Origin of the sequence: Methylomicrobium album BG8 (assembly GCF_000214275.2) — a bacterium.
GTDB lineage: Bacteria > Pseudomonadota > Gammaproteobacteria > Methylococcales > Methylomonadaceae > Methylomicrobium > Methylomicrobium agile.
Genome location: NZ_CM001475.1, coordinates 1,988,941 through 2,009,024 on the forward strand (window position 1 = coordinate 1,988,941; position 20,084 = coordinate 2,009,024).

Annotated in this window: 16 protein-coding genes; 13 read left to right on the top strand and 3 right to left on the bottom strand. The window is 55.1% G+C overall.

What is annotated here, in order from left to right:
- Positions 1-28 precede the first annotated feature (28 nt).
- From METAL_RS08625 to METAL_RS08635, 3 genes are all read right to left on the bottom strand, one after another.
- Positions 29-1,885: a GGDEF domain-containing response regulator gene (locus METAL_RS08625; RefSeq protein WP_005371474.1), complete on the bottom strand. Its 1,857-nt coding sequence runs from the start codon at positions 1,883-1,885 to the stop codon at positions 29-31.
- Entirely contained in the window at positions 1,882-5,412 is a 3,531-nt protein-coding gene (locus METAL_RS08630) for a response regulator (RefSeq protein WP_005371487.1), read from the bottom strand. The genes METAL_RS08625 and METAL_RS08630 overlap by 4 nt, the downstream gene beginning before the upstream one ends.
- Positions 5,413-5,488: 76 nt before the next feature.
- Positions 5,489-6,685, bottom strand: a complete 1,197-nt coding sequence (locus tag METAL_RS08635) for a hypothetical protein (protein WP_213069484.1) — start codon at positions 6,683-6,685, stop codon at positions 5,489-5,491.
- A 985-nt stretch (positions 6,686-7,670) separates the two neighbouring features.
- Between METAL_RS08635 and flgB the strand changes: the two genes are divergently transcribed.
- The 13 genes from flgB (at position 7,671) to motA (ending at position 20,080) form a co-directional block, all read left to right on the top strand.
- Positions 7,671-8,078: a flagellar basal body rod protein FlgB gene (gene flgB / locus METAL_RS08640; protein ID WP_005371491.1), complete on the top strand. Its 408-nt coding sequence runs from the start codon at positions 7,671-7,673 to the stop codon at positions 8,076-8,078.
- A gap of 2 nt (positions 8,079-8,080) precedes the next feature.
- Complete coding sequence (flgC, locus tag METAL_RS08645; RefSeq protein ID WP_005371492.1) at positions 8,081-8,497, top strand: flagellar basal body rod protein FlgC; 417 nt, start codon at positions 8,081-8,083, stop codon at positions 8,495-8,497.
- A 10-nt stretch (positions 8,498-8,507) separates the two neighbouring features.
- Entirely contained in the window at positions 8,508-9,179 is a 672-nt protein-coding gene (locus tag METAL_RS08650; RefSeq protein WP_005371494.1) for a flagellar hook assembly protein FlgD, read from the top strand.
- Between the two features lie 15 nt (positions 9,180-9,194).
- Positions 9,195-10,490: a flagellar hook protein FlgE gene (flgE, locus tag METAL_RS08655; RefSeq protein ID WP_005371496.1), complete on the top strand. Its 1,296-nt coding sequence runs from the start codon at positions 9,195-9,197 to the stop codon at positions 10,488-10,490.
- Positions 10,491-10,512: 22 nt separating this feature from the next.
- Positions 10,513-11,253 (top strand): flagellar basal-body rod protein FlgF, encoded by a 741-nt coding sequence (flgF, locus tag METAL_RS08660; RefSeq protein ID WP_005371497.1) that lies wholly within the window; start codon positions 10,513-10,515, stop codon positions 11,251-11,253.
- A 50-nt stretch (positions 11,254-11,303) separates the two neighbouring features.
- Positions 11,304-12,092, top strand: a complete 789-nt coding sequence (gene flgG, locus METAL_RS08665) for a flagellar basal-body rod protein FlgG (protein WP_005371499.1) — start codon at positions 11,304-11,306, stop codon at positions 12,090-12,092.
- Between the two features lie 13 nt (positions 12,093-12,105).
- Positions 12,106-12,780, top strand: a complete 675-nt coding sequence (gene flgH, locus METAL_RS08670; protein WP_005371501.1) for a flagellar basal body L-ring protein FlgH — start codon at positions 12,106-12,108, stop codon at positions 12,778-12,780.
- A 19-nt stretch (positions 12,781-12,799) separates the two neighbouring features.
- A complete protein-coding gene (locus METAL_RS08675; protein WP_005371503.1) occupies positions 12,800-13,906 on the top strand; it encodes a flagellar basal body P-ring protein FlgI in 1,107 nt (368 codons plus the stop codon).
- 13 nt (positions 13,907-13,919) lie between these two features.
- Complete coding sequence (gene flgJ, locus METAL_RS08680; protein ID WP_005371505.1) at positions 13,920-14,972, top strand: flagellar assembly peptidoglycan hydrolase FlgJ; 1,053 nt, start codon at positions 13,920-13,922, stop codon at positions 14,970-14,972.
- A 24-nt stretch (positions 14,973-14,996) separates the two neighbouring features.
- The gene (gene flgK, locus METAL_RS08685) at positions 14,997-16,652 is read left to right on the top strand and encodes a flagellar hook-associated protein FlgK (RefSeq protein ID WP_005371507.1); all 1,656 of its coding nucleotides are present in this window, start codon (positions 14,997-14,999) and stop codon (positions 16,650-16,652) included.
- Between the two features lie 9 nt (positions 16,653-16,661).
- Positions 16,662-17,588 (top strand): flagellar hook-associated protein FlgL, encoded by a 927-nt coding sequence (gene flgL / locus METAL_RS08690; protein ID WP_005371509.1) that lies wholly within the window; start codon positions 16,662-16,664, stop codon positions 17,586-17,588.
- A gap of 235 nt (positions 17,589-17,823) precedes the next feature.
- Positions 17,824-19,092 carry an EAL and HDOD domain-containing protein gene (locus METAL_RS08695; RefSeq protein WP_005371510.1) on the top strand — a complete coding sequence of 423 codons (1,269 nt, stop codon included), beginning with the start codon at positions 17,824-17,826 and terminating at the stop codon, positions 19,090-19,092.
- Positions 19,093-19,222: 130 nt separating this feature from the next.
- Positions 19,223-20,080: a flagellar motor stator protein MotA gene (motA, locus tag METAL_RS08700; RefSeq protein ID WP_005371511.1), complete on the top strand. Its 858-nt coding sequence runs from the start codon at positions 19,223-19,225 to the stop codon at positions 20,078-20,080.
- Positions 20,081-20,084: the final 4 nt, after the last annotated feature.

Consider the following 20,084-nt stretch of genomic DNA (forward strand, 5'->3'; position numbering starts at 1 on the left):
GACCGGTTCGGCAACCGGGGAAAACTTTTCAAAACGATGCGAGCTGTACGGCATTACGGCTCCTTGCCTTGATCTGGTATAACGCTTGGTCGGCTAGTTTGATAAGCGTTTTCCAGCCGGGTTTGTCCCCTACCGAGCCGGCAACGCCGATGCTGACGGTAATCGGCTTTGTGAGAGCGGGATCTTTGGGTTGTTGAGCCTGTATGGCTCCGCGAATGCGTTCGGCGAGTAAAAGGGCGGCGGTTCCGTCTGTGTTGGGGGCGATCACCAAAAATTCTTCGCCGCCCAGACGGCAGGCGATGTCGCTTGCCCGGACGGTGGCTTTCAATATTTTCGCGGAATGGGTTAGTACGGCGTCACCGGCGTCATGGCCCAAGGTATCGTTAATCGATTTGAAATGGTCCAGATCCAGCATCAAGACGCTTAAGGGCCGATTGTAGCGCTGGGCGGTTTCCCATTCCTGTTCCAGGCGGGTCAGGGCATAACGGCGGTTGGGCAGGCTGGTGAGAATATCGGTATTCGCCATCATTTCCAGGCGGCGATTTGCGACGGTCAGCTCGGCGGTGTAGCGCTGGATGTCTTTTTTTTCTTTTTCCACTTCCTGTTGCAGCATGATGATGCGCTGGCCGGCGCGGATACGCGCCAATAAAACCCGCAGGCTGACCGGTTTGGTGACATAATCGTCGATGCCGGCGGCAAAAGCCTTGACCAGGGCGTCTTCGCTTTCGGTCGCGGTGAGCATGATCAGATACAGGTTCTTGCCGATGTCGGCTTCACGCAAGGTCTTGCACAGGCTTAAACCATCCAGGGGTTTCATTCGCCAATCGGTAATCATCATTTGCGGCTTATGCTCGACGACATGTTTTAGCGCGGCCTCGCCGTCACGGCAGGCAGCCACCCGATGGCCGGCGGCCGTCAATTGCTTCGACAGGCGCGCTACCATCATCGGATCATCGTCTACCAGCAGCAGATCCAGTCCGGGTAATGTTTCCGTTTGCTCGCTCGGGGCCGCCGGAAACGCAAGCCGCGCATCGGTCTTGATTTCAATCAATTTGCCCCATGTCTGCCATTCCCTGCTGATGTCATTGATAAACTTGTCGAAAAAATCGCGCTCGAGAGAGTGGTTTTCGGCTTGCCGCTGCAAATCCGGTAAGAGGGTGGTGCGATACTGGTCATCGGCGATGCAGTAACGTGCGATCTGCCGGGCGAAAGCCAATTGCCGGGCCAGGCGGGTTACCCTGGAAATTTCGCCGGCAAGAGGTTCGGTACTGAGGTTGAGTGCATCCAGCAATATGCTGGGAAACCCCCAGTCCAGCAAAAGTATGAGGGTGAGTTCCTTATGGTCGACGGCAAAGCGTTCACGTTCCAGGCGCAGCAGGTCGTCGCCCTGAGACATTTGAAGACAATCGCCGTAAGTTTCCGGCCAGGCGGTGGCCAGGGCCAGCCGGCCGATGTCGGACAATAAGCCTATCGTAAAAGCTTCTTCCGGCGCTATCGTCCGTTCGCGCGCGGTAATGGCGGCAATGGCGACGGCCATGGCCAGCGCCTGTGCCCAGTAGATCGGATAATCGAAGCCCATGCAATGGCCGTCACGGTGATTGTTGATCAAGGACAGGCTCAACGCGAAATTGCGTACCGAATTCATGCCCATCATCAGCACGGCGTCATGGACCGTGGCTACGGGGCGGCGGGCACCGAATGCGGCGGAATTGGCAAAGCCCAAGATGCGTGCGGTCAAGGCCGGATCCCCTTTTACCAGTTCGGCCAGTTCCAGTAGGGTGGCATCCGTTTTTTGCAGCAACTGCATGATCGCCAAGGCAAGCCCCGAAGGTGTAGGCAGACGCTCAGCCGCTTTGAGTTCGTGAAAGCTGAACTCGGTATTCATAAAGCGGCGCCTTGCTTTGAGCGCAATGCGACCATCAACCGGGCGGCCGCATCGGCCACATCCCGCGTCATTTGTCGAAAATCGCCCGGTTCCTCCTGCCGGGCGCTGTGCTCCAGTCTGGCCGCGGCGGAATACAGCGGATCGGCGCAAAAATGCCCGGCCATGCCCTTGATCGCATGCGCGGCATCGGCCAGGGCGGCTGGCTCGCGGCGAGCCAGGGCTTCTTCGAGTTCGAGCAATCGGTCCGGGGTGATGGTGAAGAATAAATCGATCATGTCGTTGAGTAGCTCTTGATCATTGTCCAGACGTTTAAGCGCTTCGGCTTCATCCCAGCACGGGGAGGACAGGTCGTTCGCAATAACAGACTTCGTGTCGGCCATTATCTCACAGGAGCTGGCGTCTCCCAACCATCGCGCCAAGGCTTCCGCCAGTTCCTGTCTGACGATAGGCTTGCTTAAAAAGTCGTCCATGCCGGCGGCCAGGCATTTCTCGCGCTCTCCGGCGGCGGCATGTGCCGTGAGGGCAACGACGGGAGTTTTCACGGGGAGGGGCGATTCCCGGTTTCGCAATAGGCGGGCCGCTTCGTAGCCGTCCATGACCGGCATCTGGCAGTCCATGAACACCAGATCGTAAGTTTTTTGGGCCAATTTATCGAGCGCCTCCCGGCCATTTTCGGCCAGGTCCGGAGTGCATCGGAATTTGCCCAACATCGCCAGGATGACTTTTTGATTGACCTTGTTGTCTTCGACTACCAGGATCTGCTTGCTGCCGTAATCGGGTAACTCTTCGGCAATCTTGATCGGCGACAGGGTTTTTCTGAGCGGGGCATGCAAGGCGCTGGCGATGGCCTCTAGCAACTGGGCTTGACGGACGGGTTTTAGCAGACTTTGGGCAAAGCCCAACGCCAGGCGGTCGGCTTCGGAGCCCATGCCGCCTGAGGAAAGCAGCAGGCGCGGCGTAGCGGCGATGGAGGGGAATGTTGCAATGGCGCGCGCCAGCGCGTAGCCATCCATATCGGGCATATGCAGATCCGATAGTAAAATATCGTAAGCCTCGTTTTTCAGGGCCGCCGTTTGCAGTTCGGTCAACGCGGCGGGGGCATTATCGGCTTCGCTGACCCGCATGCCCCAGTGCTGCAAATAGTACCGCAGAATTTTGCGGTTGGTGTCGTTATCGTCGACGACCAGCGCGCGTTTGCCGGAAAGATCGGTAAGAGAAGGCGCGGCATGATTATCGACCGGTTGCAGCGGTAAGGTAAACCAGAAGCAAGTGCCTTTCCCCTGCACGCTTTCCACCCCGATATTGCCTTTCATCAGATCGATCAGATTTTTACTGATGGATAGTCCTAAACCGGTTCCGCCAAAACGCCGGGCCGTGGAATTGTCGGCCTGTGCGAACGGCTGAAACAACAGTGTCTGGCCTTCCGGACTCATGCCGATACCGGTATCTTTGATTTCCACGCGTAGCGCACTGTCGTCGCCGGCGGATGCTTGCGCCAATACTTTGACGGAGACTTCGCCTCGTTCGGTAAATTTGACCGCATTGCCGACCAAATTGACCAGCACCTGCCGGATGCGGTTGGGATCGCCTAGCCAGCGCGCCGGCAGCGTGGGCGGCAGAAAGCAGTTGAGTTCCAATTCCTTGGCGTGCGCGCGAACCGACATCAAAGCGCAAATTTCTTCGACCAGGGCCGGCAGGTTGAATTCGATCTGTTCGAGCTCGCATTTGCCCGCTTCCAGTTTGGAAAAATCCAGAATATCGTTGATGATGGCTAATAACGATTCGGCGGAATTGGCGGCCGTTTCCAACAGGTCTCTCTGTTCATAGCTCATGTCGGTATCTTTCAGAATATCCAGCATTCCCAATACGCCATTCATAGGCGTGCGGATTTCGTGGCTCATGTTGGCCAAAAACTCGGCTTTGGTTTTGGCGGCCTCTTCGGCGGCATTGCGCGCCTTTTCCAAAGAATGCCTGGCTTGTTCCTGCAGCAGGGCCAGTCCCATCATGTCGCCGACTTGCCGCAGCATGGTCAGGCGCGATTCCAACTGCAAAGGATGAGGATCGGTATAGAGAAACAAAATGCCCAGGGTTGCGCCGGCGGACACGATCGGCACAATATAATGACCGTGCGCTTGCATGTCTTCGAACTGGTGTTCATGGCGCGGGTCGCAGAAGCAGTCATTACTGACGATGAGTTCCTGGGAAACGGCCGCGCGTCCGCACAGGCAGGCCCCAAAAGGCACATGCTGTTCGCGGCGGATGAATTCCTCGCTGAATTTGCCGTGCAGTAGGAATAAATCGAGGCAATCCTCGTTCGGGTCTTTAAGAAATACGCCGCCCTTACGCTGCAAGTCGAATGCTTTCAGGTTGAACAGAATATCCAACACCCGGATAAATCGCTGTTGCAGCGGCAGCGTTTGCTGCAATGTTTCGGAAATGGCCAGACGCGCGACAGTGTCGGCATTTTCCAGCGTCTGGGCTTGTTCCTTATGGACCTGGTCGGTGATATTCCGCTGAATCTGCACATAACCGATGATCTCGCCATTTTGGTTGCGTATCGGCGTGATGCAGACTTCCGCCCAATAATCGCGTGCATCCGGAACAGGCGATTGGCCGGCGATTCGAAAGGGCGGCGCGCCCTTTCGCCAGTTGAGCAGACGGCCGCTCCAGGATTTGCCGAGGCGCAGGCTGTTCCGCATTTCGCGCAACGAGCGCGGATCGGCATTCGGGCTGTCGAGGATGTCCGGCGGCCTGCCGGCCAGCATTTCTTCTTTCCAGCCCGTAAAATCGCACAAAGCTGGGTTGACATACTGAATACAGCCGTGATCGTCCGTGACGATAATCATCTCGCTGCTGGCATCCAAAGCCTGTTTCAGGGTCAACAGGCGGATTTCGTTTTCTTTGATCTTGGTGATTTCGCGGCGGATGGAAAGATAGTGCGCAGGTTTGCCGTTCGGACCCGGCATCGGAATAATCGTGCTGGCTACCCAATAATGGCGGCCTTCCTTGCTGCGATTGCAGAATTCGCCTTCCCAGGGCCGGCCCTGGGCGATCGTGCGCCACATTTGACGGATAAACTCCTGATCATGATAGCCGGAGTTGATGATACGGTGGTCTTGGCCGAGTAGTTCGCTTTCGCTGAACCCGGAGACTTCGCAAAATTTCCGGTTGACATAAGTGATGCGTCCGGCGACATCCGTAATGCTGATCAGGACATGAAAGTCCAGCGCCTGGCGTAATTGTTGATTCTCGTTGATCCGGTTCATATGGCCGGCTTGTTGCCGGTCGATTTTTCCGGCCAACGGCCGCAATGCCAACACCCATGTCAAAGGAGCCGACAACACGAAGAGTAATACCAGGCGCGCAGCGTTTTCCTGCAGGGGCGTTAACCCGATCCCCCACGCAGGCAGGGCTTCCAGCAGCAGTATGACGAGGGCTTCCGCAAGTACCAGGACGATGCCGATGCTGATGAGCGAATACAGGAAAGGTCGTTTGAGCGATTTTGAAACGGAGGCGGTGACCATCATGGGGGTGTGCTTCTCGGTGATTCGTCCTTAAAGTCTAGCAGGCTGTTAAGAAACCGAGTCTATCTCCCCGATCCGGTTACTCGCAGGAGCCAATTCGCCGGGTATCGGGATAGCTCCGGGTCAATGCATCGACTAATTGCTCGGCGATCGGTTCCTGTTGCGAAGTCCAGCGCATTCGCACTTTGTAGGCGTTTTCGGTAGGAAAACGCGGTTTGATTTGGACTTGCAGCCCTTGTTGCTCAAATCGGCTTTTTGCCGATTCGGCGTTCCGTTGGCTGCTGAAGACGCCCAAAGAAATGGCACCTTTCATCTCTCCGTCTCTAATGACCTGCAAATCTTTAATTCCATAGGTGTTTTTTAAGGTGGTCGCGGTAAGGAACGACGCTTCCAAGGAAGGCGGCGCGGGATAGTACACTACAAACCGGTTGCGCTTATGCGCTTTTTCCGCCGGGGCCGGAGCCATGGCCAGTTCCGTCAATTGCGGACGGAACTGCCCGAGCAGCGCGTTTAGGGCGCCGAGACTATTGGCGGGGCCGGCCATGTAGCAGGCTGTCAGCACTTTATCCGGCGCGTGCGGCAGGGGGAGCGACGGATACGTTTCCCTGGCCACGGATTCACTCCCGGCGTTTTTGTTTTTTGCCGTTTGCGCCGCGGCTTTTGGCGAATGCACAGGCGCTTCGGCTTTCCCGGCGTTTTCGTTGGGAGGAACGGCGTGAGCCAGACCCGGCTTTCCGCCTTTTCGAGGATTTTCGGGAGCAGCGGAGACATTCTTTTCCTCGGCAGGGATAAGCGGGATTGGCGCAAGGGTGGATGGAGCGGCGGAGCCTTTCTCAGCCGATTGAATGGCGGTCGGGGTTTTTGACGGCTCGGGAGAGGCGGGCGGTTGCGCCGGCCGCGGAAGACCAACGGCAGCAATGGGTTCATCTCCGGGAGCGTCCGCGCTGCCGCTTTCGAGCGGAAAAGTCCGGGTTTGTCCGGGCGTCTGGATTGAGTTCGATGCTGGAAGCAATGCCTGGGCATCGGGAATGGAAATATTATCCTGACGCGGAGATTGTTCAACTTCCAGCCGCGCTTCATGGTGCGAATTCAAACCCCCGTTTGAATTTTCGGCAGAAGAAACAGGAGTATCGGCGAGACCGATTTCACCGGGTGCATCTTTGTGTGGATTCGAATCAGTCTCGCGTTCTTTCCGGAGGTCGCTAGTTTCTTCCATCGGGGCGGATTCGAATGCTCCGGAATGAAATTCCACCAGAAGCAAGGCGATATTCGCCAATAAAGCCGCCGACAACCAATATTTCATAAGCCATTACTCGTAAATAACCCTAAAATGCGAATTAAGCGCCGCATCGGCGTTGCTCCATCCACTCTTTGCAGCACAACAGCCGAGTAGGTCGGGCACGCTTTTTGCGCCCGACATGGCCGGATTCAATGGGGTAGCGACTTCAGGCTGTCGCCATGGCGAAGCAAGGTTGCCACCTGACGTCGGGCAACGATGAAGCGGTTGCCCGACCTACCCGGCTTCAAAGGGAAGGCGGATTGCCTGGCGGCGAATCCACCCTACAAGAACCGTAGGATGCGGTGACGATAGGAACCGCATCAATCGCGAACGATGCGGTTCGTTCCTCACCACATCCTACGGCCACTTTCCCCTTTGAAAAAGGGGCAGCCGAGTAGGTCGGGCACGCTTTTTGTGCCCGACATGGCCGGAGTTCAATGGGGTGGCGACTTCAAGCTGTCGCCATAGCGAAGCAAGGTTGCCACCTGACGTCGGGCAACGATGAAGCGGTTGCCCGGCCTACCCGGCTTCAAAGGGAAGGCGGATTGCCTGGCGGCGAATCCACCCTACAAGAGCCGTAGGATGCGGTGAGGAACGAACCGCATCAATCGCGAACGATGCGGTTCGTTCCTCACCGCATCCTACGGCCGCTTCCCCTTTTGAAAAAGAGGGGGGATTTTATCCAGGCCGCTTTCACAGCACAACAGCCTCTAGCTCTTAATTCCGTAATAGATCTGTCTTCCAATTGCCGACACAGCCGGTAATTTTCCGCAGCACAGGCGCAACGTCAATAATTTGGCAGTACGCCGGCCAAACCGCTTCTTCCGCATGAATAGCGGGGTTTCATCATAGCAAGAAATCATGTCCTATCGTAATCAAAAACCCTTATCGGATTGCAGATATTTGTTTACAAATAGAAAAAATATTTTGGTGCGGTATTTGCTTAAGAAATCTCGAAGCGACCTATCGTGAGGTAAAAAGTATGTCTATAAATTTCGATAAAGCCTTGGGGATTCACGCGCAGGCACTGGCATTGCGCGAAAAACGCAGCGAGGTGCTCGCCTCGAATCTGGTCAATGCGGACACGCCGGGCTATAAAGCGCGCGACCTGGATTTTTCGTCGGTATTGAAGCAAAACATGCCTTCCGGTTTAAACCTTTCCGGTTTAAACCTGGAACGCACGCGGACGAATCACCTTGCTCCCCCCGAGTTAACGCTGGGCGCCAGGATGATGTACCGCAACCCGAACCAGGCGTCGCTCGACGGCAATACCGTGGAAGCGCATGTGGAACAGGCCAAATTTGCCGAAAACGCGGTGCAGTATCAAGCCAGTTTGAATTTCATTAATAACAGTTTAGCGGGTCTGATGACGGCCCTCAGAGGTGAATGAGCATGGCCAATTTCAATATTTTCGATATTGCCGGCAGCGGCATGAACGCCCAGTCGGTCAGGCTGAACCTGGTCGCCAGCAACATTGCCAACGCCAACGCCGTCAGCGGCAGTCTGGATACGGTGTATAAATCCCGCCAGCCGGTATTCGCTTCCGAGTTGAAGAATCTTCTCGACCGGCAGAAACCGGGAAGCGGCGTCAACGTATTGGGCGTGGTGGAAAGCCAGGAGCCGTCGGTGGCGGAATATGCGCCTTATCATCCCCTGGCGGACAAGGACGGGTACATCTACAAACCCAACGTGAATACGATCGAAGAGATGGCCAATATGATGTCGGCCTCCCGCTCTTATCAAAACAATGTGGAGGTTTTGAATACGGCAAAGGAACTGATTCTTCAAACCTTGAAAATGGGTAAATAGGAGGCATGGCATGACTCTCGGAATAGATGCGATCAACGCCCTGGGATTATCGGGCTCCCAAACGACGGCTTCTAAAAAGTCGTCGTTGGGACAGGAAGATTTTTTGAAACTGATGACGACGCAAATGACTCACCAGGATCCTACCAAGCCCATGGAAAACGGCGATTTTCTGGCGCAAATGGCGCAGTTCGGAACGGTGGCGGGAATTCAGGATTTGCAGGAATCTTTTAAAAATTTCGCTGATTCGATCAGTTCGGATCAGGCCCTGCAGGCCTCAAGCCTGGTGGGGCATTACGTGTCCGTGCAGTCGGGTCAGGGCACTCTGCCGGCAGGCGGCGAGATTCAAGGGCAACTGGTGCTGCCGGGCAACTCCCCCAATGTGACGTTGAAAATCGTCGATGCGCAAACGGGAGAAACGGTGCGGACCTTGAATCTTGGCAACCAGACAGCGGGAAATGTGCCTTTCACCTGGGACGGTTACAGCGACGGCAACGTATTGGCGCATCCGGGCAGTTATAAACTGGAGGCGGCGGCGACCATCGATGGAACCAATACAGCATTGGCCACGCAAGTCAATTCCAAGGTCGACAGCGTTATTCTGGGCAACGGCCAGCAGGGCGTTACGGTGAACCTGGAAGGACTGGGAGCGGTAAACTTCAATCAAATCACACAGATTCTTTAATTTCGGAGAAATCACATGGCTTTCTTTACAGCGGTCAGCGGCATGAATGCCGCTTCGAAAAATTTGGACGTGACGAGCAATAACATTGCCAATGCCAACACGGTTGGCTTCAAGGAATCCAGGGCAGAGTTTTCCGATGTCTATGCCGCCAGCGTCAGCGGCGTCAGCAGTATTCAGGCGGGGACCGGGGTCAGGGTGGCGAATGTGGCGCAACAGTTTACGCAGGGCAACATCAATGCGACCGGCAACAATCTGGATCTGGCCATCAGCGGCGACGGTTTTTTTTCGTTGGGAAGCAGCGCGACGTCGGATCAGCCTACCGCATTTACCCGGGACGGAGAGTTCAAACTGGACAAGGAAGGCTATGTGGTGAACAATCAGGGCCTGTACCTGATGACGTTCAAGCCAAACGGAACGACGGTGGCCGCGGGATTCAGCACCGGAGTTTTGCAGCCTTTGCAGGTCAAGGCCAATCAGGGATCGCCGACCGCCACCAGCACCATAGGCGTCAGTTCGAATCTGCAGTCGACCCAGGTCACGCCGACCGCTACCACCGTGGATCCTGCGGTTCCGAATTCCTACAATCACTCTACGTCCTTGACGATTTACGACTCGCAAGGAAACTCCCATATCGCCACTACTTATTACGTCAGTCAGAGCCCGACGACGCCGAATACCTGGAATACGTATCTGTTCGTTGACGGCAAACCGATCAATACCGACGGTACGGCAGCGCCTCTACCGCTCGACGGTTCCCAATCATTTAAGACGATGACGTTCGACACGGCCGGAAACTTGACGACGGTGATGCCGCTCGCTTACGGCCCGATCGACTCCACGACGCTGGATCCCAATCTGAACGTCGATCCGCTCAGCCTGACCTTTGACTTTACCGGAACGACCCAATACAGCAGTGTATTTTCGGTCAATAATCTGGCTCAGAACGGTTTTCCTTCGGGTAACTTGGTTGGGATCGATATCGATGATTCCGGAGTCGTCTACGCCAAATACAGCAACGGTAAAGCGGAAACGTTGGGCCAGGTCGCGCTGTCCCGTTTTCCCAATCCGCAAGGGCTGGCGAAATTGGGCGATACGACTTGGGCGCAAAGCGCGGACTCCGGCGAACGGATTGTCGGCGCGCCTGGCACGGGAAGTTTCGGGAAGATCCAGTCGGGCGCGGTGGAAGCTTCCAACGTGGATTTGACCTCGGAATTGGTACGGCTGATCATCGGCCAGCAAGCCTATCAGGCCAATGCCCAGGCCATCAGCGTTGAAAAAACCGTTACCGAAAGCATCTTGAATATCCGTTAAACGCTAAGCCGGGAGAGCCGTAATGGATAAGAGTCTCTATATCGCGATGAGCGGAGCCAAGCAAACATTATTGGCGCAAACGGCAAACGCCAATAATTTGGCGAACACTCAAACCTCGGGATTCAAGGCCGATCTGGAGCAATTCCGCAGCATGCCGGTGTTCGGCGCCGGTTATCCGACGCGCGTTTATGCGATGACCGAAAGGCCGGCGACGGATCTGTCAATCGGTGCGCTGCAAACCACCGGCCGCGAACTGGACGTTGCGATCGAGGGCGACGGCTGGCTGGCGGTACGGACGGCCGATGGCAAGGAAGCCTACACCCGCGCAGGCGATCTTCGGATCACTCCCGAGGGCTTGCTGCAGAACGGCGCCGGCCTGCAGATTCTGGGGCAAAATGGGCCGATTTCCCTGCCGCCGGCACGAAAGCTGGAAATCGGCAGGGACGGCACGATCAGCATCATTCCGATGGGCGTTAACTCCACCAATATGGCGATGCTGGACCGGATCAAGCTGGTCCAGCCGGCGCCGGGCGATCTTGAAAAGTTGAATGACGGGCTGATGCATTTGAAAGGCGGCAAAACGGCGGAGGCCAGCGCCGACGTCAGGCTGGTGCAGGGTTCCTTGGAAGGCAGCAATGTCAACGCGATCAGCGCGATGGTGGAGATGATCGAACTGTCCAAAAATTTCGAATTGCAAACCAAAGTCATGAAAGCGGCGGATGACAATGCCAGCATCGGCGCCAAACTGATGCAGATGGCATAAACCCTGCATGAGTTTGATCGAGACAATTCTTTGACACGCAGGAGATTACCATGACCGAACGCGCTTTATGGGTCGCCAAAACCGGCCTGGACGCCCAGCAAACCCGGATGGCCGTTATCGCCAATAACTTGGCGAACGTCAACACCACCGGATTCAAAAAATCCAGGCCGCTATTCGAGGATCTGGTTTATCAGAATATTCGGCAAGCGGGCGCGCAGACGACTCAAAATACCGAATTGCCGTCGGGCCTGCAGTTGGGCACCGGCGTCAGAACTGTCGCTACCGAGAAACTGCATACGCAGGGAAATATTCAGCAGACCGAAAATTCCCTGGACGTCGCGATCAACGGCAGGGGTTATTTGCAAATCCTGATGCCGAACGGCGACATTAATTATACCCGCGACGGAACCTTGAAACTCGACTCCAACGGCCAACTGGTGACTTCGGGCGGCTTGCAGTTGGAACCGGCGATTACGATACCGAACGATGCGCTCAGCATCACGATCGGCCGGGACGGCACCGTTTCGGTGTTGCAGCCGGGAAATGCCGCGCCGGTTCAGGTCGGACAGATCCAGACGGCGGATTTCATCAATCCTACCGGTCTTGAACCGGTCGGCGAAAACCTTTACCGGGAAACGGTCTCCAGCGGCGCGCCGCTCATAGGCACGCCGGGCGACCAGGAATACGGCACGTTATTGCAGGGCTCTCTGGAAACCTCCAACGTGAATGTCGTCGAAGAACTGGTGAACATGATTGAAACCCAGCGGGCTTACGAGATGAATTCCAAGGCCATATCGACCACGGATCAAATGCTTTCGTTCGTGACCCAGCAACTGTAGCGGGAGAATGAGGATGATCATGCAAAAGCTTGGACTTTTGGGGTTGGCGTCCATTCTGTTGTCGGCTTGCACGACCGTGCCGCCCAAAGATCCCGCATTCGCGCCGGTGGCGCCGGCATCATTGCAGCCTCCCGTGTCGAATAGCGGCGCCATCTACCAGGCCGGTTACGACATGCGCCTGTTCGAAGACAATAAGGCGATGCGGGTGGGGGATGTGTTGACCATCAAGCTTCAGGAGTTGACCCAGGCCAAAAAGGCGGACGATCTGAGTGCGAAAAAGGACCTCGATGTGCTGGTGTCGGCGCCGACTGTCGCCGGATTCGCGCTGTCGTCCCTCACCGGCAACGATGCGAAAACCGAACTGGCCGGCAAAAGGGACTTTAACGGGGAAGGCGAGGCCAACCAGAGCAACAGTCTGGTCGGCAATATTTCCGTTACGGTCGTGGAAGTCCTTCCGAACGGCAATTTGCGGGTGCGCGGCGAGAAAAGAGTGACGTTGAACCAGGGCGACGAATACGTCCGGCTTTCGGGTATCGTCAGGCCTGTCGATCTCGACACGTCCAATACCGTTTCCTCGGACAAAGTGGCCGATGCGACCATTATGTATACCGGAGAAGGCGCCATGGCGGACGCCAGCAAAATGGGATGGCTTGCCAGGATCATCTATAGTCCGTGGTTTCCTTTCTGAATTCGAGCGAGTCTGAAACATGAAGAGCGTACGCAAGGCCATCGGTTTATTCGCCATGCTGGGACTGGCTCTCAGCGGTTCGGTTCGAGGCGAACGGATCAAGGATATCGCTTCCGTCGAAGGAATGCGGACCAATCAGTTGGTGGGTTACGGGCTGGTCGTGGGCGTGGACAACAAATCCGGGGATAGAACCAAGTTTGCGGGGCAAACCTTGCGCAGCATGATGGGCCGCTTCGGCGTGACCTTGCCTCCCGGCGTCGATCCCAAATCGAGAAATATCGCCGCCGTGGCGATTCAGGCCGATTTGCCTCCGTTCGCCAAGCCGGGGCAAACCATCGACGTCACGGTTTCCGCAATCGGCGACTCGAAAAGTCTGCGGGGCGGCACCTTGGTGATGACGCCGCTGAAGGGCGCGGACGGCCAAGTTTATGCGGTCGCGCAGGGCAATCTGGTCGTGAACGGCTTGAGCGCGACCGGCCGGGACGGTTCCAACATTACCGTCAACAATCCCACCGTCGGCCGGATTCCGAACGGCGCCACCATCGAGCGTACGGTCAAAACGCCTTTTTCGGAAGGCAACATTTTAACTTTCAATTTGCATGCGGCCGATTTTACGACGGCCAATCGAATGGCCGAAGCCATCAACAGAGAACTGGGCGCCAATACCGCGAGGCCGGTCGATGCCGCTTCGGTCAGCGTCAGGGGGCCTTTCGATGTGGCGCAAAAAGTCTCGTTCGCGGCATTGGTCGAAAACATCAATATCATGCCGGACGAGGCGCCGGCGCGGATCATCGTCAACTCCCGCACGGGAACCGTGGTGATCAACAATACAGTTCGGGTGCGGCCGGCCGCCGTGTCGCACGGCAGTTTGACGGTGACCATCAGCGAAAATCCGCAGGTCAGCCAGCCGAATGCGTTTTCCGGCGGCCAGACCGTGGTGACGCCGCAATCGGATGTGCAAGTCGAACAGGAAAGAAACCGGATGTTCGTATTCAATGCCGGCGTGTCCCTGGATGAAATCGTCAAGGCGGTCAATACCGTCGGGGCCGGGCCGAGCGATTTGGTCGCCATTTTGGAGGCCCTCAAGACCGCCGGCGCCCTGCGCGCCGAGCTGATAGTCATTTAGCGGGAGGTTTCTTATGTTAAACGCGAACCGGTCCGATGTTTATACCGACCTCAACGCCCTTGCGAAGCTGAAAACCGAAGCCAGGAAAGAGTCTCCGGAAGCCTTGAAAGCGGCCGCCAAGCAATTCGAGGCCGTTTTCCTGAATCAGGTCCTCAAAAGCATGCGCGAGTCGAAACTGGCGGACGGTATCCTGGATAACGAGCAAAGCAAGTTTTACGGCGAAATGTACGATCAACAGTTGGCGTCGAATCTGTCGGGATCGGTTGGGCTGGCGGATTTGATCGTCAAGCAGATGAAACGCGAAGAGGCCGACGATGACAAGACCGGAAAAATGAATATCGAGGATTATCTGAACCGCTCTTCCACCGCCGGCAAGGCGATGCCGGGCCGGCACGGCAAAGTCGACAGCCGTATCCTCGGCAAGATCGATGAGAGTCATGAAGCGTCGGATGCCGCGATCGGGAATGAAGAAGAAATCAATCCGGCTTCGGTCAACGGTGAAAAGCTTGCCTTGGAGGGCGGGGATTCGGAATTTTCATTCAAGAAATCCGGCGATCTGCCGATATATTCCGCACAGGATTTTGTCAGGCATTTGCATCCCATTGCCGAACGGGCCGCCAGGGAATTGGGCGTCGAGCCGAAAGTGCTGCTGGCGCAGGCGGCACTGGAGACGAATTGGGGGCGTTCGTTGATCAAAAACCGGGAGGGTGAAAGCACCTTCAACTTGTTCAACATCAAAGCCGGAAGGGCATGGCAGGGGGAACAAGTGTCGGTCCAGGCGCTGGAATTCGAACGAGGCGTCGGCAGGAAAACCAACGCAGGATTTCGTGCGTATGATTCGTTCGAGGAAAGTTTTCAGGATTATGTGCGATTGATTAAAAACAACCCGCGCTATGGCGACGCCTTGAAACAGGCTGATAGTCCGGAACGGTATCTGCGCGGATTGCAGCAGGCAGGCTATGCGACGGATCCGAAATACGCCGAGAAGATCATCAGCATTTATCGCGGCGCAACAATGAACAACATTCAACCCGATCTTGCCGCGGCGATGGACGATCGGGCCTGATAACAACCGAAGCAGGACAAGATCATGGCTGGAACGGGGATTTTAGAAACGGCGTTGACAGGGCTTTTCGCTTCCCAGCGCTGGCTGGCGACGACGAGCCAGAACATCAGCAATGTCAATACCGAAGGTTATAGCCGGCAACAGGTCGAGCTGAGCGCCCGTCCCCCTCAATTTACGGGGGCAGGGTACATCGGACAGGGCGTCAACGTCGTCAATATTACGCGCAGCTACGATCAATTTATCAATCAGCAGCTCAATTCCAGCACCTCCGCCTTCGCCGAGTCGGACTATTTGGCGGGCATGGCATCGCAAGTGGACACGCTGGTCGGCAACAACGACTCGGGCCTGCCGGTGACTTTAAAATCGTTTTTTAGCGCGGTCAATGATGTCGCCAATGACCCGACTTCCCTGGCCGCCCGCCAGGCCATGCTGGGGCAGGCCGGTTCGCTGGCGCAACAATTCAATGACATGGCATCGTCTTTCGACGGTTTGCGCGATCAGACGAACAAGCAGATGCAGGCCACTCTCGACGATATCAATACCTATGCGCAGTCCATCGCCGATCTGAACGTTAAAATCACCGCGGAGTTCGGACGGACTGGCGGTATGCAGATGCCGAACGATCTGCTGGACCAGCGCGATGCGCTGATCACCAAGATCGCCGAGAAAATCAACGTGTCCGCGCTCAATATGGACGACGGCTCGGTCAACCTGATCATCGGCAAAGGGCAGTCTTTGGTTTCCAATGCGAGTGCGGCGACTTTATCGCTGGCCGGCTCCACTTTCGATAATTCCTATAAGGATATCGTTATCAACGGCCAGCCCATCACGCAGTCGATCACGGGCGGCGAATTATCGGGCGAGCTCAAATTTCGGGATCAGATTCTGGACCCCGCGCAACAACAGTTGGGAGTCTTGGCTGCCGCTTTGTCCGTGCAGTTCAACGCGATACATAACAGCGGCTTCGATTTGAACGGCGCGCCGGGCCAGGATTTATTCGCCTTGGGCGGCACCGGCATGAATGTGCCGGTTACGGTCAATCCCGGCCTGCCGGGAGGGGGCAGCATCGCTGCCACTTACGATCCGGCCAATACGGCGAACCTGAACCCCAGCGATTATCGTTTGGATTACGACGGCACCAATTATACGTTGACCCGCCTGAGCGACAAGCAGGCGATCAATATCGCCGGCTTTCCCGGAAGCCCGGTCAATGTGGAAGGGATGACGATCAGCTTGTCTACGCCGCCGACCGGCGCTTCGAGCTTTCTGATCCGCCCCGCCTTTTACGCGGCCGAAAACCTGAAGATCAATATCGGCGATCCCGAGGAAATCGCCGCGGCGGGCAATGGCGCTTCCGTTCCGGGGGACAATACCAATGCGCTGAAGCTTGCGAATCTTGAACAGCAGCCTATTCTATCGGGAGGCCGCTCCACGCTTTCTTCCGCGTATGGCCAATTGGTGAGCCAGGTTGGGACCAGCACGCAATCGGCAAAAACCAGCCAATCGGCTCAGCAGGTTTTGCTGAACCAGGCCAAACAAACCCGGGAAAATCTGGTGGGGGTCAACCTGGACGAAGAGGCGGCGAATCTGATTAAATTTCAGAATGCTTATCAGGCGGCGGCAAAGGCAATCTCCGTCGCCAATTCCCTGTTCGATACCCTCATCGGAGCTATTCGATAGGAGACTGTCATGCGAATTTCGACTTCTTGGGCGCAGCAATTGAGCCTCAATTCCATTCTGAACCAGCAGGTCCGGTTGAGCCAGACCCAGATGCAGCTGTCTTCCGGCAAAAAAATACTGGCGCCGTCCGATGATCCCGCAGCCGCTGCGCGCGTGGTCGATCTGAATCAAAACCTCAATCAGACCGAGCAGTATCAAAGAAATATCGATACCGCCAGGCAAAGGCTTTCGTTACAGGACGGACTATTGCAGAACGCGGTGGATATTTTTCAACAAATCAACGAGTTGGGAATTCAGGGCTTGAATGACACGAATTCGCCGAGCGACAGGAATGCGATCGCCACGGAAATGGAGGGCTTGAAGGATCAACTGGTGGCGATAGCCAACAGCCGAAACGCGAACGGCGAATATGTGTTTGCAGGATTTAAAAGCGATACCCAGCCTTTCGAAAAGGTTCCCGCCCCCGGCGGGGGATATGCCTACGGCGGAGACGGCAATCAGCGGCAGATTCAAATCGGTACGGATCGTCTGGTGGCTGACGGAAACCCGGGCGAGAGTGTTTTTGGAGTGCCTACCGGCGCGCCTCCCCCCGCCGGTCCATCTCCCGGCATCGATAACGCTTTTGAAGCGATAGACAAATTTATCGCCGACCTAAAAAGCAATGCGCCGGAATCCAGTTCGCTGGACGATATTAAGCAATCCATGGAGAGGATAATCAATGTGCAATCCTCGATAGGGGTTCGGCTCAACGTATTGGATCAGCAAGAAAACATGCATGCCGATCAGGTGCTTAACATCCAAACGGTATTATCCGGAATCGAGGATGTCGATTATGCCGATGCCATCAGCCGCTTCAGTCTTCAATCCACTGCATTGCAGGCGGCTCAGCAGGCTTTCGTACAGGTGCAAAAGCTGTCGCTATTCAACCTCTTTTGACTTCGGAGGACTTTCCCGATACTTCCGGCTTTCTGTCCGGGCGTATAGCAAGTTATCCATATACATCTGATCATGCGGTTAAACTTATTCGCCGAAAGCCGGAATATAAAGCCAGGGTATATATCGGCTCGGCGATAGAATGGCGGCGTTTCCCGTGAAGTCGAGAAATGACTTCCGATTTGCTCCGTGTTTATGGCATTCTGTAAGGTAAAGGCGTGAATCGCAGATTCATAACATGGCGTTTAGACATAGAAAACACTGCGTGCCGGATAATAATCCCAAAACAGAGCTGGAATGCCCGACAGAGATCGTTCAAGTAGGACGCCAGCCCATCCTTGACCGCAATCAACGGACCTATGGTTATGAGTTGCTGTATCGATACCGGAATTCCGGGCCGGAGGAAGGCGCCAACGGAAATCTCGTAACGGCGCGTACCCTGCTTTATACGTTTCTTGAATTCGGCGTGAAACATTTGGTCGGGCCTCATAAAGCGTTTGTGAATTTTACGAGAACATTGTTTACCGATGGGCAAGCCTTACCGCTGGATAAGGACCGTTTCGTGCTGGAGGTTCTGGAAGACATTGAAATCGACGCCGAACTGGTAGGCGGCATACGTAAGCTGCATGAGAGCGGCTTTATTATCGCCCTGGATGATTACAGGTTCGAGCCTCATTGGTCTCCTTTATTACCTTATTGCTCTATCGTCAAAATCGATATTACCGGACTCCACCTCGAAGCCTATTCGCAAAATATTGCCGATTTAAAGAAGAAAGGATTGGTTTTGCTTGCGGAGAAAGTTGAAACGTATGCCGAGTTTGCAAAGGTGCTGGAAATGGGTTTTGATCTTTTTCAAGGATACTTTTTCGCCAGGCCCCAGATATTGAATACCAAAATTCTGCAGACCAATCAGAATTTATTGATAAAGATGATTTCCCGAATCAATGATCCAGCGGTGGGTCTGGACGAGTTGGCCCGGTTGATTTCTCTGGATCCCCAACTCAGCTTTAAAGCCCTGCGATTCATTAATTCGGCCTTTTTCGGCTTTACTAAAAAAGTCGACTCCATTCAGCAAGCCGTCTTGTTTATCGGTTTAAAAAGACTGAGGGCCTGGGCAAGCCTGGTCATCATGTCCGATATGCCCGTGAAAAGCGTCGAGATAATAAAAACGGGCTTGATCCGCGCCGAATTATGTTACTCGATGAGCAAAGAGCTCGCACTCGGTAAGCCGGAAAGCGCTTATGCCGTGGGACTGCTGTCGATCCTTGACGGGATGTTCGGCCAGCCTCTCGATCAATTGGTAAAGGATATGCCTATTCAAGCCGAAATGACCCAAGCACTGGTTGAGCGTACGGGGCCTTACAGTGTCGGATTGAATTGCATTCAAGCGCTTGAACAGGGCCATTCGCTCGAACCGTTTGCGGAATTGGTCGCCATGGATAAATTGGTCGCAATCTATATACAGGCCATTACCAGCGCAGAGGATATTCTGAATGAGCTCGCCTAGGCCGTCCTCTGGTTTCTCGAAAAGAAAGCCCGCCTGATTCAAATAATCCGCTATACTTTTAATATCTTCGCCGTACCGAAAACGGAATTACCTGATAATATTTGCTGATTATATTTGAAGAGAAGGCTGCATGTTTGTCGTTATTGGATATATCGTAGTTATTGGCGCTCTGTTGGGCGGATACATGGGGGCGGGAGGGCATGTCGGCGTTCTGGTGCAGCCGTTTGAGTTTGTGATCATCTTTGGAGGGGCTGTAGGCGCCTTTATCGTTTCCAACAGCCCGAAAGTATTGAAAGCGGCGTTACGCGGTTTGGGAGGCGTATTCAAAGGTTCCAAATATACAAAAACGTTTTATCTGGAAACTCTGACCTTGTTAAACAATATTTTCGTCAAAATCAGGCAGCAGGGATTGTTGGCCATCGAGGCCGACATAGACAACCCCTCGCAAAGTCCCCTTTTTAACGCGGCGCCCAATGTGCTTGCCGATCACCATGCCGTCGAATTCATTACCGACTATCTTCGGTTGATGGTTGCGGGCAATTTCGATGTCCATCAGGTCGACAATCTGATGGATCTCGAAATCGAAACTCACCATGAAGAGGGGCATTTGCCTATCAGCGCCTTGTCGCGCCTGGCCGACGGTTTGCCGGCTTTCGGGATCATCGCTGCCGTCATGGGCGTAGTCCATACCATGGGTTCGGTAGGCAAGCCTCCCGCCGAATTGGGCCAGCTCATCGGTGCGGCGCTGGTCGGCACTTTTCTCGGGATTCTGCTTTCCTACGGTTTTATCGGCCCTCTGGTCGGCCTGATGGAGCAGAAGCTGGCCGAGTCCACCAAATACTATCAAAGCATCAAGGCCGGCTTTATTGCCTCGATGAACGGTTATGCCCCTCCCGTGGCAGTGGAGTTTGCCCGAAAAGTCATGTTCTCCGCCGAGCGTCCGCCTTTTATAGAGCTGGAAGAGCATCTCAAGAATAACAAACAATAAAAAC